A 12,730-nucleotide genomic window follows, 5' to 3' on the forward strand; every position below is an offset into this window, starting at 1 on the left:
CTATGAACGCGGTAGATGCGCCGGGGATTCCGGCGGAAGTGCTGATACGGCAGGCGGTGGCTCAGGCATAGCTGCGCGGCCTGGCGTTTTACACCGTATTGCGCATCAACCCCGCCTGCCGCACGAACACTTGCAGCGCCGCCTGCGTCTGCTGGTGCAGCGTCTTCAATTCCTCTCTCAGCGTGGGCGTGATGGCCAGGCTGCCGTCCGCCTGGTGGTGCAGGGGCAGACCCAGCGCTTGCGCCATTTCTACTGGGTAATTCGTAAAGTTGCCATACGGTCGCTTGCCGTCCACGGCTGGCGTGGGCCAATAGCCTTCGGCCAGGTAGTCCTCGGCCGCGCCCATGCCCAGCATTTCCAGCGGCAGCCACGATTGCTGGCGCAGCAATTGCAGATGCCGGGTGGTAAACGTGAACGGCGTCTTGCCGTTCGCATAGCTGCCCGGCTTCAGGTTGGCCATTTGCACGAAGTGGGGCAGCAGTTGCGCCGCCTCCATCAGGCGCTGGGCGGCCAGGGCGGCATCCTTGCCGCCGATCGCCTGCATGGCCAGGGCCAGGGTATCGCCATCGCCGAGCGGGTGCGCGGGATTGAGCATGGGCGCACCGCTTTCCACGGGCGACCAGCCGATGTTGAAACGCTGTATCAGCGCCAGGTGGTGCACATTGAGCACCTTGGGCAGCGGTGCGTCGAGCGTGGCCAGGACGCGCCGGCGCACGGCGCCGGGCAGGCTGCGTTCGGCCGCGCGCGCCAGCATGGGCGAGCACAGCAGGGTGCCGGCCAGGCGCAGCAGCTGGCGCCGCATGGGATGGATCAGCCGCTGCATCATGGCGTCGTCAGGGATTGACGCTGGAATTCGATGCGGTTTTCCTGGTAGTCCCATTTGGTGTAGGGCCCGAACACGCGCCGGTTTTCCTTGCTGTCGGCATTCGACAGTTCGCGCTTCATGCGCCGTACCAGGGCGGGATCAACGAGCGGCGCGCTCGTCGCGGCGAAGACGTCGTGGCGTACGCTGGCCTTGGCGTCGGCGCCGCGCGAAATGATGGTGAGCTTGCGCGACGCCGGATCGAAATACAGGCGCATGGCGAAGGTATTCATGTCCTGCAGGTACAGGCCGTCATCGCGCTGCTGGGCATAGAAGTAATCGCCGCAGACGGCCTTCGGTTCGCGTTTCCATTCGCACGACAGGACGATCAGCAGGTGCTGGTCGTCGAGTTGCTTGACCGAAATGCGTCCCTTGGAATAGCCCCAGCTGCTGGCCGGCACGGTTGCCGACGAGGCGAGATTGTAGTCGCCCACCAGCGTGGACATGGGCGCTTGCGCCGAGGCGCTGGTGCAGAGCGTAAAGGCGGCTGCCGCTGCGGCGCCGAGCCTCTTGGAAAATGGTGTCATGATGGCCATCAAAAAAAATTTGTCATATTATAAGTGGCAACTTTCTTTGAGGAACGCGCGATTGAACGCGCCCGTGGCCGTTACTTCAGCTTGCTCAATTCCGCCACGTCGATCTTGACGACCTTGCCATCGGTGGCGGCCACCAGGGCATGGAAGTGGGGCGTCGCGTAGTGGGCCGTCAGGTGGGCCTTGTCGCTCCATTCTTCCAGCATGATGAAGCGCGTGGGAATGCTGTTGTCGAGGTGTAATTCATAGCGCAGGCAGCCGCTTTCAGCGCGGCTGGGCGGCACGACGGTTTCCAGCGCGGCGCGCACGGCGTCGATATGTTGCGGTTGGGCATCGATGGTGGCGACGACGATCAGTGTCATGGTAATCCTTGTGTATGGGGTGGAGCGCTATGCGTTGGGCGCATGCAGCTTAGCGCATCTTGCCCTTTCTTGCCCACCAGTACACTCTGGCTACGCCGAAACAGTTTCCGCCGCAGCCAGAAAATCCGCCGTGATTACGCCGCCTGCAGCATTCCGATCTGTTCGAACGCGGCGTCCAAGGCTTGCGCCCTGGCTTCGTCGCTGACCTTGACGCCTTCGGCGCGCACGATTTCGGGCTCGGTGATGCCGAGGAAGCCGAGGAAGCTGCGCAGATGGCTTTCCTGGTGTTCCAGGCTGGCCATCGGCGTGTCGGCGCCGTAGTAGCCGCCGCGCGACGAGGCGATGATTACGCGCTTGGCGCCCAGCAAGCCTTCCGGGCCGTTGGCGCCGTACTGGAACGTCTTGCCCGGTACGGCCAGCGCGTCCAGCCACGATTTGAGCTGGCTGGGGATGGCGAAGTTGTACATGGGGGCGCCGATGACGATGACGTCGGCGGCCAGCACTTGTTCGAGCGCAGCGGCAAGGACGACGCCATCGGCGTCGCTGGGGGCGGCCGTGAACTGCGGCAGCGGCTGCGCGGCCAGGTCGCGGTAATGGACGGCGGCGCCCGGCGCGGCCGCCTGCAGGTGGGCCACGATGGCGGCGGACAACTGGCGGCTGACGGAATAGTCGCCGAGGACGCTCGAATCGATATGCAGGATGTTCATGTGAGCCTTCTTGGGTGGTATGATCGGGTGGTATGGATTTGTTACCGAGGCTAATATAGTGACTATAAAATGAACGCACAAGAAGGCACTTTTTCCACACTGGGGCACACGGATGTGACTATTGGAGACGCGGCCGCGCAAAGGGCCGAGCTGGAGCGGCGCATGCGCGACGAGGGCGGCCATGCTGGCGTGGCAGATTCGTGCCGCCCCATCACGGATATCCTCACGCGCGTGGGCGACAAATGGAGCGTGATGGTGGTGATGTTGCTCGGTAATGGCACCAAGCGCTTCAACGAGATGCGCCGCGTGATCGGCGGCATTTCGCAGCGCATGCTGACCTTGACCCTGCGCGGGCTCGAGCGCGACGGCCTGGTGACGCGCACCGTGTTTGCCACCGTGCCGCCGCGCGTCGATTACGCGCTGACGGACCTCGGGCGCTCGCTCCTGATCCCCATCAGCGCGCTGGGCGCCTGGGCCTACGGCCACCGCGACGCCATCGATGCGGCGCGGCTGGCGTTTGATGCCCAGTTGCCGCCGGTCGGTGATGCAGGGAAACTGTCTTCACCGCAGGCATTGAGGCGTTAAGGCAGTTCGAGATCGACGGCTTGCTGGCTTTTTTTCAGGCTATCCTGCCACCAGCCATTGGCATAGGGGTTAGTCTGGCCGTTGGCATTGGCCTGGGCATAGATGTAGCGTATCCATTTGCTTTGCAGCACATCTTTTTCTTCGCGCTGCTTGCGTTCCTCCGCCAACCAGGCGCCTATCATGGGCGCCTTGCTCGCTTCCAGGGCAGCGTAGACGGCCGCGGAAACTTGCTTCATGGCTTGTTCGCGCTGTTCGCTGATGTCCTTGCCGGCCTGTGTCTTGGCCAGCTCCAGATCCCGCGTGCCCGCGACCAGTTCCCGTTTCGTCTTTTCCAGCTCTGTCATGGCATTGAACAGGAAGGTTGCCAACACAATGCCGAGCGCGCCCAGCACGGCGGCGACCGTCACGGTGATGTGCCACTTGTTTTGCAGTGCATGTACGGCTGTGTGCAGCGCGCTGTGCTGCTGTTGCAAGGCGACGATGTCCGGATCCATATTGTCCTCTCTGCGTGGATGGCCTTGGCAAGCGGAGGCAGGGCTGTGCGTGCCTGCCTGACGCCACCAAACCATTGGATCCGTGTCGAAGCCCGTGGTTCCTGCCAAGGACGGCCCGCTGGCGGCAATATGGCGCGGTATTGGGCCGCATCAACGCTGCTCCCTGCCGCCGTTGACGCGGATCAGGTTATCGCTTGACTGATCGCCGCCAGCATGGCGGGCCGGTCGCCAGGCTGGCCGCCCAAAACGCACCAGCGACCTCACCTTGCGCGGCGTGCGCCTGACGTATCCCTGTTCATGGGCGCGGTCGCTGTGGCGCCGGGCGCCGGCGGCGCGGTGGCCGCAGTCCAAATGGCGTGATGGCATATCCGCGCCAGCTCTTTCCCGTTCTTTTAACTGCTTTGCACGTCGTTGCGGTAGCGCGCGGGCGGCAGCTCGAACTGCGTCTTGAAGAAGCGCGTGAACGCGCTTTGCGAGGAAAAGCCCAGGCGGTCGCCGATTTCCGCCACGCTCATGCTCGTTTCACGCAGCAGCCGGCGCGATTCGCGGCTCTTGGCGCGCAATTCCAGGGCGCGGAACGATGTTTGCTCCTGCTGCAGCTGGCGCTGCAAGGTCCAGCGGTTCATCGCCAGGCCGTCGCACAGGGCCGGCAGCAGCGAGGCGCCGTCGGCGTCGCCCGCACCTTGCCGGCCCAGTAAATCGATGATGGCTTGCTCCACGCGCGCCGAAAACAGCTGCGCGCCGTGCAGCTTCTGCAGCTGCGCCTGGGCGTGGCGCAGCGCGTGCGGCGCCAGCATGGCGTTGAACTGGGCGAAGGGCCGGTCCATGCCCGGCGCGTCAAAGGTCAATGTATTGCGCCCCTGGCCATAGGTGGCCGCGGCGCCGAAGCATTCGGAGACGGCCGGCGCGAACCACGGCGCCTTGCCCTGGAAGCTCGCCTGGAAGGCTGTCGGCGCGCCCGTGTCGTAGGCGCGCGTGACCAGCGACAGCATGCGGAAATTGGCCAGCGCCTGCATGGCGCCGCCGACCGGGCAAAACTCGGACAGGTATTCGATCTCGATGCGCGTGCCGCTTTCGCTCATCAGCATGAAATCGAATTCGCCGATCAGGCCCCGCAAATGCAGCATCTCGTGCAGGGCGTTGCGCAGGGTGGGGCGGTTGAAGCAGACGTGGGCGACGCCGGAAAAATGCGCGAACCAGTGCGTGACGTCGAGATCGAGGATGCCGCGGTGCGCCGGCAACTGCTGGGCGTAGGCCGTCATGCGCCGGTGCCGGTCGGCGTTGATGCGGCCGCCAGGCTCGCTCAGCTGCGCCGGCGTGATGCCCGTCTGGCGGAAAAAATCGGCGGGATCGTGGCCATCGGCCTGCATGGCCCGCGCGTATTGCTGCGCAATGCGGTTCGAGACCGTGCGCGTATCGGCTTTGTGCAAGGGTGTCTCCTGCTTGTTGTAGTAATTTTTCACAAATATTAGCACTTTGTAGGAAATTGTTGGTTGTCGCGCCGTCTAACCAAAAATTGTTTTCGCCGGTATAAAACGCGTGCTGCGCGGTCAAGAAACTCACGGATTCTCACGCTATATTGGATCCGGGCTGCCCTGAAGCGGCCCGGATACCTACAAAAACAGTCTTGGAGATAATGATGAATTGCACATTGAAACCGATGGCCCGCGTGGTCGCCGGCTGCATCGCCACGCTTGCCCTGGCCGCCTGCGGCAACGACACCGTCAGCGAGGAATACACGCAGCCCGAGTTCGGCGCCACCACCTTCAATCTGGTCAAGGTTGACGGCTATACCTTCAAGGACATGAACCGCAGCGGCAAGATCGAGCCGTACGAGGACTGGCGCCTGTCGGCCGAGGCGCGCGCCGACGACCTGCTGTCGCGCATGACGCTCGATGAAAAGGCGGGCCTGATGATGCATGGCACGGCGCCCACGGCGTCCGATCCGTCCGGCATCGGCCTTGGTGGCGCGTATGACCTGGCGGCCTTGCAAGACCTGATCGTCAAGCAGTACGTCAACACGTTTATTACGCGCATGGCGGGCGATTCTGCCAACATGGCGGCGCAATACAACAAGCTGCAAGCCCTGAGCGAAACGTCGCGTCTGGGTATTCCCGTCTCCATCAGCACCGACCCGCGTCACCATTTCCAGTACACGGTGGGCGCCAGCGCCGGCACCAAGGGTTTTTCGCAGTGGCCGGAAACCCTGGGCCTGGCGGCCATCGGCGACGATGCGCTGGTGCGCCGCTTCGGCGACATCGCGCGCCAGGAATACCTGGCCGTCGGCATCACGCAGGCGCTGTCGCCGCAGGCCGATCTGGCCACCGAGCCGCGCTGGTCGCGCATCAACGGCACCTTCGGCGAGGATGCCGACCTGGCCAAGCGCATGGTGCAGCACTATATCGAGGGCTTCCAGGATGGCAACACGGGCTTGCATGACGGCAGCGTGGTAGCCGTCGTCAAGCACTGGGTCGGCTATGGCGCGACGAAAGAGGGCTTCGACGGCCACAATTACTATGGCCGCTACATGACCTATCCAGGTAATAATTTTGCGTATCACGTGAAGCCGTTCGAAGGGGCGTTCACGGCCAAGGCGGCATCCGTCATGCCCACGTATGCGCTGCCGGACGGCAATATCACGATCGACGGCATCACGCTGGAACAGGTGGCGGCCGGTTTCAGCAAGACCATGCTGACGGACTTGCTGCGCGGAAAATATGGCTTCGAGGGCGTGATCCTGTCCGACTGGGGCATCACTTCCGACTGCGACGCCAACTGCCGCAATGGCACGGCGCCGGGCGTGGCGCCGTCGTTCATCGGCTTCGGCACGCCATGGGGCATGGAAGACGCCACCAAGGCCGAACGCTACGTGAAGGCCGTGACGGCCGGAATGGACCAGTTTGGGGGCGTGACGGAAGCGCCGTACCTGACGCAAGCCGTGCAGCGCGGCCAATTGACGGAAGCGCGCATCAACGCTTCGGCGCGCCGCATCCTGGTGCAGAAATTCAAGCAGGGCTTGTTCGAGCATCCGTTCGTCGATGCGGCCAAGGCGGCGGCCACCGTGGGCAAGGCGGACTTCGTCGAGGCGGGCGTTGACGCCCAGCGCCGTTCGCTGGTCTTGCTGGAAAACAAGGACAAGGTCTTGCCGCTGGCCGCCGCCGTCAAGAAGGTGTATTTATATGGCATCGACGCGGCCGTGGCGCAAAAGTACGGCTACACGGTGGTCGCCACGCCGCAGGAAGCGGACGTGGCCCTGCTGCGCGTGGCCGCGCCATATGAAATCCTGCACCCGAACTACATCTTCGGCAGCATGCAGCACGAAGGGCGCCTGAACTATGTCGATGGCGACGCCGACTACGAGGCGATCAAGAATGCGGCGAAATTCGCGCCGAAGACGGTGGTCACCGTCTACCTGGACCGCCCGGCCATCCTCGGCAACGTGCAGGACAAGGCCAGCGCCATCGTCGCCAACTTCGGCGTCAGCGACGGCGCGCTGTTCGATGTCTTGACGGGCAAGGCCAAGCCGCAAGGCAAGCTGCCGTTCGAGCTGCCGTCGTCGATGGCCGAAGTGCAGGTGCAGAAGTCGGACGTGCCGTATGACACGGCCCATCCGCTGTACAAGTTCGGCTACGGCCTGGCGTACTGATAACGCCTAACAAAACCGTAGCGAGCGGAAGGGATGCTCGGCGCCCCCGTTGCTTCGGGACGCGCAACTGCACGATAGTGCAGTGAGCCTCGGAGGCCGTAAATCACGGCGCGCAGCAGGTTTTGATAGGCGTTCAGCACAGGGTGATCCAGCTGCGCTCCTGCACGGAGCGCAGCGCCCCCTCGATCACCCGGTCCACCTCGTAGCCATCGCGGAAGGTGGGCCAGACCGCTTCGCCGCCGGCAATCGCCTGCAAAAAATCGCGCGCCTCGATGACGATCTGCTCGTTGTAGCCGGTGCCGTGCCCCGCGCCCTGGGAAAATGCCAGGTAGTCGGGGTGGGCTGGGCCCATCAGCAGGCGCTGGAAGCCCTGGCGCTGCGCCGGGCGGCTGGCGTCGTACAGCCACAGTGCATTCTGGTCTTCCTGGTCGAAGGCAATCGCGCCTTTCGTCCCCGTGATGCGGTAGGTGTAGCCCATCTTGCGTCCGGCCGCCACGCGGCTGAAGGTCAGCGCGCCGAGGGCGCCGCTGGCGAAGCGCAGCATCAGGTTCCCCTGGTCGTCGTTTTCCACCGCTTCCATGCCCTGCGGGCTCTGGCGCTGCGCGTGCACGGTATTCATGTCCGCCACCAGCGCGTCGACGGGACCACCGAGGCGCAGGGCCAGGTTGATCAGGTGCGAGCCGACGTCGGCCAGCGCGCCGGCCCGCGTCGCCGTCGCCGCGCGCGTGCGCCATGAGGCGGGCGCGCGCGGGTCGTGCAGATAGTCTTCCACGTGTTCCGCGGCGATGTGGATGATCTCGCCGATTTCTCCCGACGCGATGATCTGCCGCGCCAGCTGGCTGGCCGGCGTGCGGATGTAGTTATAGCCGACCATGTTGGCCACGCCCGCCTGTTCGGCCGCCTGCGCCAGCTGCAGGGACTCGGCGGCGGAATAGCCCAGCGGCTTTTCGCAGAACACGGGTTTGCCCAGGGCCAGCGCGGCCAGCACGATGTCCTTGTGCGTGGCCGGCGGCGTGGCGACGACGATGGCGTCGATGGCGGGATCGTTGACGAGTGCGCGCCAGTCGCCCGTGGCGCGGTTCCAGCCCAGTTCCCGCGCGCTGCGGGCCGCGCTTTCTTCGCTGCTGGTGGCGATGCATTCGCACACGGGATGGCGTGCCGTGGGGAAGATGCTGCGCACGGCCTTGTAGGCGATGGTGTGGGCCTTGCCCATGTAGCCGGCGCCGATGAGGCCGATGTGGATGTTGTGCATGCGGGGAGTCTCCAGTGTGATGGCGGTGTCGGATTCAGGCTTGCTGGCGCCAGGCGTGGCTGTCCAGCGCATCGCGGAAGCGCGCCGGCGGCCAATCCTGCGCCAGCGCCTCGTGCATGAGCTGCTGCTGCGTGGGCGGCGCCATGCCGCCGATCGGCTGGTCGCGATCGAGGTTGCTGGGAAAGGCATAGCCTTCGGCGCAGGCGGCAATCGCGTGGGCGATGCCATCGGCGGACAGGCCGCCCTGCGCGCGCAGCGCCTGCAGGGCCGGATACAGGGTGGCGCTCATGGCCTTGCGGTCCAGCGCTTCCATCGCGCGGCCGAATGGCGACGACACTTGCAGCAGGTTGGCCATGCGCCGGATGTCGGGCGAGCGGTTATGCCCGGCCGCATGGAACAGGGCTGGGTTGAAGAACACGGCGTCGCCTTTGGACAGCGGCAGCTGCACGCAATGCTGCGCGAAATAATCACGGAAAGCGCTCTGCTGCCAGGCGAGAAAGCCTTCCCGATACGTCTGCGAATAGGGCAGGTACAGCGTCGGTCCCGATGCCAGCGGCATGTCGCCATGGGCGACGGCGCCCTGCAGGGTCAGGAGGGCGGACATCTGGTGCACGGGTGCGGGATACGCGGCGCAGGCGGCGGCGCTCTGGAAGCCCAGGTGGTAGTCGCGGTGCGGCGCTTGCGCGGCCCCGCCAGGGTTGACGACGTTCACCTGCGCCGTCATCTGGTAGGCCGGCCCCAGCCAGGCCTGCGATATCCAGGCAAAGACGGGATTGGCGTAATAGCGGGCGAAGGCGTCGGGCGCCCGCAAGCACAGCTTTTGCTGGGCGTTCCAGATGCGGTCGTTCGCGCCCGGCCTGGCGAAATGGTCGCCCGCCGCCTGGCCGCTGGCCTGCTGTTCGGCGATCAGGTCGCGAAACACGCCGCTCACCCGGTCCAGCGTATCGAGATCGTCGACGGCGCCTTGCAGCACCACCACGCCAGGCCCCTCCATCAGGGCCCGGCCCCATTCCGCCTGCAGCGCGCGCAGCGCGGAGGGACCGGCGGCCAGCGCGCGCACGGCATCGCAGTCGTAGACGAGGATATTCGCTTCCACCGCGGCGGCGTGCGGATAGTCGGCCAGCGCCGTGCGCCGTTCGACGGCGCGGATGAAATCCTCCAGCCGGCAGTCTTGCGGCGACAGCCAGCAGGGGGAGGGCGCGGAAGGCGACTCCGCGCCGGCGTCGGTAGTGTGCATGTTTTGTCTCCATTGTTTAAGTTGTAGAATCAGTATAGGGATGAAAAGCTGCATTTTTCATCAAGAAATCCATCAAAAAACCATCAATTCGAATTGGACATCGCATGACCCATCCTTTCCCCGTCAAGGTCGTGGCGCTGCAGGCCGGCGTCAGCGTGGCCACCGTCGACCGCGTGCTCAAACAGCGCGGCGGCGTGCACGCGACCACCGTGCGCCGCGTGATGCAGGCGCTCGACGAACTGGCGCGGCAAAGCACGCAGGTGGGGCTGGCGGGGAAAAAATTCATGCTCGACGTGGTGATGGTGGCGCCGCAGCGCTTTACCGATGCCGTGCGCGCGGCGCTGGAAGCCGAACTGCCGTCGCTGCACCCGGCCGTGCTGCGTTCGCGTTTTCACCTGCATGAAACGCTGGAAGTGGAAAAAATCGTCGCGCTGCTCGAACGCATCCGCAAAAATGGCAGCCACGGCGTGCTGCTCAAGGCGCCGGACTTGCCGTCGGTGGCCGAAGCCGTGAACCGGCTGGCGGCGGCCGGCATCCCCGTGGTGACCCTGGTGACGGACGTGCCGGGCTCCGCGCGTCGCGGCTACGTGGGCATGGACAACCGTGCGGCGGGGGAGACGGCCGCCTACCTGATCGGCCAGTGGCTGGGGGAGGAGAAAAAGCGCCAGAAGCAGCAGGTGCTGGTGACTCTCAGCAGCAACCGCTTTCACGGCGAGGAAGAGCGCGAGATCGGCTTTCGCCGCGCGCTGCGCGAGCGGCACCGCCATCTGAGCATCGTCGAAGTGAGCGAGGGCCACGGCATCGACGGCGCCACGGGCGCGCTGGTGCGCCAGGCCCTGGTCGGGCATACAGGCATCGCCGCCGTGTATTCGATCGGCGGCGGCAATGCCGCCATCGTGCAGGCGTTCGCGCAGGCGGGCCGGCCATGCCGGGTCTTCATCGGCCACGACCTCGATGCCGACAATGTGGCGCTGCTGCGCTCGGGCGCGATCCAGGCCGTGCTGCACCACGACCTGGGCCAGGACATGCGCCGCGCCTGCCAGGAAATCCTGCGCGCGCAGGGCGCGCTGCCGGCCCTGGCGCGGCCGCAGCCGCTATCCGCCATCCAGGTGGTCACGCCGTGGAACCTGCCGGCCCTGGGCGCGGTGAATTGACAGTCGTCCGGGCCTGGCCGATACTCGCCGCTTCGCTCATCGCTCACCCCTGGAAGGAATCCCCGATGTCCGTCATTCCGACTTTGCATCAGACCGTGCTTGCCGCGGCACTCTCCATCGCGTTCGCCATGCCCGCGCTGGCCGCCGCTCCCGCAGTGGCCAGCGCGTCGTCGGCCTGGGTCGATGCCAGCAACCGCAACGCCGCCATCGTGCTGGCGGCGCAGGCGCAGTTTTCGCCCGAAGACGCCTCCGACACGGGCCTGGCGCAATACGACGGCCTGGCGGCCGACCTGGGGCCGAACATCACGGAGCGCCATGTGGCGGCCATGCAGCAGGCGCGCGCGCAGCTGCAGCAAAAGCTGGAACTGGAGCGCGACGAACGCATTCGCCAGGATCTGGAAATTTTGATCGGCGCCGTCGACCAGGAAATCGCCGGCGTCCAGCTCGACGCCCAACACAGCTTGCCGTGGGTCGACGTGCCGCAAATGGTCTTTGGCAGCATGCAAAGCCTGCTGCAGGAGCAGCGTCCGGCCGCGCGCCGCGCCAAGGCGCTCGAACGGCTGCAGCGCTACGTGGGCCAGTATCCGGGCAACACGCCGATCACGGCGCAGGCGCAAGCGCGCTTCACGGAAAAGATCGGCCAGACGGGACTGGCAGGCCCAGTGCGCCGGCAGGTGGAGCAGTCGCTGGAAAACGTGCCGACGTATATCGCCGGCATCCGCAAGCTGTTCGCCGACATGCAGATTGGCGGCGCGGAGGGCGCGCTGGCGGCCATGGAACAGCAACTGAACGAGTATGCGGCATGGGAAAGGCAAGTGGTGCTGCCGCTGGCGCGCACGGATTTCCGCATGGCGCCCGAGCTGTACGCGTTCCGCCTGAAGCAGGTGGGCATCGACATCGAACCGCGCGCGCTGGTCGAGCGGGCGGAAGTGGCCTACCTGGAAACGCGCGCGGCCATGCAGGCGCTGGCGCCCGTGGTGGCGGCCAGGCTGGCCTTGAAGGGCGTCGACGGCGCGGATTACCGCCAGGTGCTGCGCGCGCTGAAAAGCGATTCCATTCCCAACGAGCGGCTCGAAGCGCACTACAAGGGCGTCAATACGCAGCTCGAGGAGCGCATCCGCGCCCAGCGCGTGGTCGACCTGCCGCAGCGCGCCATGACCATGCGCCTGGCGTCGGCGGCGGAATCGGCGGCCCAGCCGGCGCCGCACATGCGTCCGCCTCCGCTGATCGGCAATACGGGGGAACACGGCCAGTTCGTCCTGCCTGTCAGCAATCCGGCTGCCAGCGGCAAGGGCGAGGCCTATGACGATTTCAATTTTGCCGGCGCCGCCTGGACCTTGAGCGCGCACGAAGGCCGCCCCGGCCACGAGCTGCAGTTCAGCGCCATGGTGGAGCGCGGCGTGTCGCAGGCGCGCAGCCTGTACGCGTTCAACAGCGTCAACGTGGAGGGCTGGGCCCTGTACGCGGAAGCGGAAATGATCCCGTACGAACCGGCCGAGGGCCAGTTCATCGCGCTGCAGTTCCGCATGCTGCGCGCGGCGCGCGCCATGCTCGACCCGATGCTGAACCTGGGGCAGGTGACGCGCGAAGAGGCGGGCCGCATCCTGACGGAGGAAGTGATGCTGTCGGCGCCGATGGCGCGCCAGGAACTCGACCGCTACACCTTCAATGCGCCGGGCCAGGCGGGCAGCTATTTCTATGGCTATACGCGCATCCTGCAGCTGCGCGCGGAAACGGAGCTGGCGCTGGGCGCGCAATTCGACCGCCTGGCCTTCAACAACTTCCTACTGGGCCAGGGCTTGCTGCCGCCGGACCTGCTGGCCAAGGCCGTGCGCGAGCACTTCATCCCCGCGCAGCGCAAGGCCAAGGGCTGACGGCAGCCTGCGCCGCATGCCATA

Annotated in this window: 12 protein-coding genes; 4 read left to right on the forward strand and 8 right to left on the reverse strand. The window is 65.7% G+C overall.

Annotated elements, in window-relative coordinates; genetic code table 11:
• Positions 1 to 88: 88 nt before the first annotated feature.
• From YQ44_RS10750 to YQ44_RS10765, 4 genes are all read right to left on the reverse strand, one after another.
• Positions 89 to 826, reverse strand: coding sequence for a hypothetical protein (locus YQ44_RS10750; RefSeq protein ID WP_071323375.1), 738 nt, complete (start codon positions 824 to 826; stop codon positions 89 to 91).
• The gene (locus YQ44_RS10755; protein ID WP_071326396.1) at positions 823 to 1,389 is read right to left on the reverse strand and encodes a hypothetical protein; all 567 of its coding nucleotides are present in this window, start codon (positions 1,387 to 1,389) and stop codon (positions 823 to 825) included. The genes YQ44_RS10750 and YQ44_RS10755 overlap by 4 nt, the downstream gene beginning before the upstream one ends.
• 80 nt (positions 1,390 to 1,469) lie before the next feature.
• Entirely contained in the window at positions 1,470 to 1,757 is a 288-nt protein-coding gene (locus tag YQ44_RS10760; RefSeq protein ID WP_071323376.1) for a putative quinol monooxygenase, read from the reverse strand.
• Positions 1,758 to 1,891: 134 nt separating this feature from the next.
• Positions 1,892 to 2,464 carry an FMN-dependent NADH-azoreductase gene (locus tag YQ44_RS10765; RefSeq protein WP_071323377.1) on the reverse strand — a complete coding sequence of 191 codons (573 nt, stop codon included), beginning with the start codon at positions 2,462 to 2,464 and terminating at the stop codon, positions 1,892 to 1,894.
• 162 nt (positions 2,465 to 2,626) lie between these two features.
• Between YQ44_RS10765 and YQ44_RS10770 the strand changes: the two genes are divergently transcribed.
• Entirely contained in the window at positions 2,627 to 3,049 is a 423-nt protein-coding gene (locus tag YQ44_RS10770) for a winged helix-turn-helix transcriptional regulator (protein WP_071323378.1), read from the forward strand.
• Here the strand turns inward: YQ44_RS10770 and YQ44_RS10775 are convergent.
• A complete protein-coding gene (locus YQ44_RS10775; RefSeq protein ID WP_156894781.1) occupies positions 3,046 to 3,651 on the reverse strand; it encodes a hypothetical protein in 606 nt (201 codons plus the stop codon). The genes YQ44_RS10770 and YQ44_RS10775 overlap by 4 nt on opposite strands.
• A gap of 284 nt (positions 3,652 to 3,935) precedes the next feature.
• Complete coding sequence (locus tag YQ44_RS10780) at positions 3,936 to 4,973, reverse strand: helix-turn-helix transcriptional regulator (protein ID WP_071323380.1); 1,038 nt, start codon at positions 4,971 to 4,973, stop codon at positions 3,936 to 3,938.
• A 206-nt stretch (positions 4,974 to 5,179) separates the two neighbouring features.
• Between YQ44_RS10780 and YQ44_RS10785 the strand changes: the two genes are divergently transcribed.
• Positions 5,180 to 7,189 (forward strand): glycoside hydrolase family 3 protein, encoded by a 2,010-nt coding sequence (locus YQ44_RS10785; RefSeq protein WP_071323381.1) that lies wholly within the window; start codon positions 5,180 to 5,182, stop codon positions 7,187 to 7,189.
• 133 nt (positions 7,190 to 7,322) lie between these two features.
• Here the strand turns inward: YQ44_RS10785 and YQ44_RS10790 are convergent, their stop codons facing one another.
• Both YQ44_RS10790 and YQ44_RS10795 read right to left on the reverse strand, forming a co-directional pair.
• Positions 7,323 to 8,441, reverse strand: coding sequence for a Gfo/Idh/MocA family protein (locus YQ44_RS10790; RefSeq protein ID WP_071326397.1), 1,119 nt, complete (start codon positions 8,439 to 8,441; stop codon positions 7,323 to 7,325).
• Between the two features lie 34 nt (positions 8,442 to 8,475).
• On the reverse strand, positions 8,476 to 9,678 hold the full coding sequence (locus YQ44_RS10795) for a phytanoyl-CoA dioxygenase family protein (RefSeq protein WP_071323382.1): 1,203 nt from the start codon (positions 9,676 to 9,678) through the stop codon (positions 8,476 to 8,478).
• Between the two features lie 104 nt (positions 9,679 to 9,782).
• On the opposite strand from YQ44_RS10795, the gene YQ44_RS10800 reads away from it, so the two are divergent.
• Both YQ44_RS10800 and YQ44_RS10805 read left to right on the forward strand, forming a co-directional pair.
• Entirely contained in the window at positions 9,783 to 10,832 is a 1,050-nt protein-coding gene (locus tag YQ44_RS10800; protein WP_071323383.1) for a LacI family DNA-binding transcriptional regulator, read from the forward strand.
• Positions 10,833 to 10,897: 65 nt separating this feature from the next.
• The gene (locus tag YQ44_RS10805) at positions 10,898 to 12,706 is read left to right on the forward strand and encodes a DUF885 domain-containing protein (RefSeq protein ID WP_071323384.1); all 1,809 of its coding nucleotides are present in this window, start codon (positions 10,898 to 10,900) and stop codon (positions 12,704 to 12,706) included.
• Positions 12,707 to 12,730: the final 24 nt, after the last annotated feature.

Origin of the sequence: Janthinobacterium sp. 1_2014MBL_MicDiv (assembly GCF_001865675.1) — a bacterium.
Taxonomy (GTDB): Bacteria; Pseudomonadota; Gammaproteobacteria; order Burkholderiales; family Burkholderiaceae_D; genus Janthinobacterium.

Bases quoted from the DNA above. Each gene is read 5' to 3' on its own strand.
- YQ44_RS10755 (WP_071326396.1), bottom strand. From the start codon at position 1,389: ATGACACCATTTTCCAAGAGGCTCGGCGCCGCAGCGGCAGCCGCCTTT.
- YQ44_RS10770 (WP_071323378.1), top strand. From the start codon at position 2,627: ATGCGCGACGAGGGCGGCCATGCTGGCGTGGCAGATTCGTGCCGCCCC.
- YQ44_RS10805 (WP_071323384.1), top strand. From the start codon at position 10,898: ATGTCCGTCATTCCGACTTTGCATCAGACCGTGCTTGCCGCGGCACTC.
- YQ44_RS10800 (WP_071323383.1), top strand. From the start codon at position 9,783: ATGACCCATCCTTTCCCCGTCAAGGTCGTGGCGCTGCAGGCCGGCGTC.
- YQ44_RS10760 (WP_071323376.1), bottom strand. From the start codon at position 1,757: ATGACACTGATCGTCGTCGCCACCATCGATGCCCAACCGCAACATATC.
- YQ44_RS10750 (WP_071323375.1), bottom strand. From the start codon at position 826: ATGATGCAGCGGCTGATCCATCCCATGCGGCGCCAGCTGCTGCGCCTG.
- YQ44_RS10785 (WP_071323381.1), top strand. From the start codon at position 5,180: ATGATGAATTGCACATTGAAACCGATGGCCCGCGTGGTCGCCGGCTGC.
- YQ44_RS10795 (WP_071323382.1), bottom strand. From the start codon at position 9,678: ATGCACACTACCGACGCCGGCGCGGAGTCGCCTTCCGCGCCCTCCCCC.
- YQ44_RS10765 (WP_071323377.1), bottom strand. From the start codon at position 2,464: ATGAACATCCTGCATATCGATTCGAGCGTCCTCGGCGACTATTCCGTC.
- YQ44_RS10790 (WP_071326397.1), bottom strand. From the start codon at position 8,441: ATGCACAACATCCACATCGGCCTCATCGGCGCCGGCTACATGGGCAAG.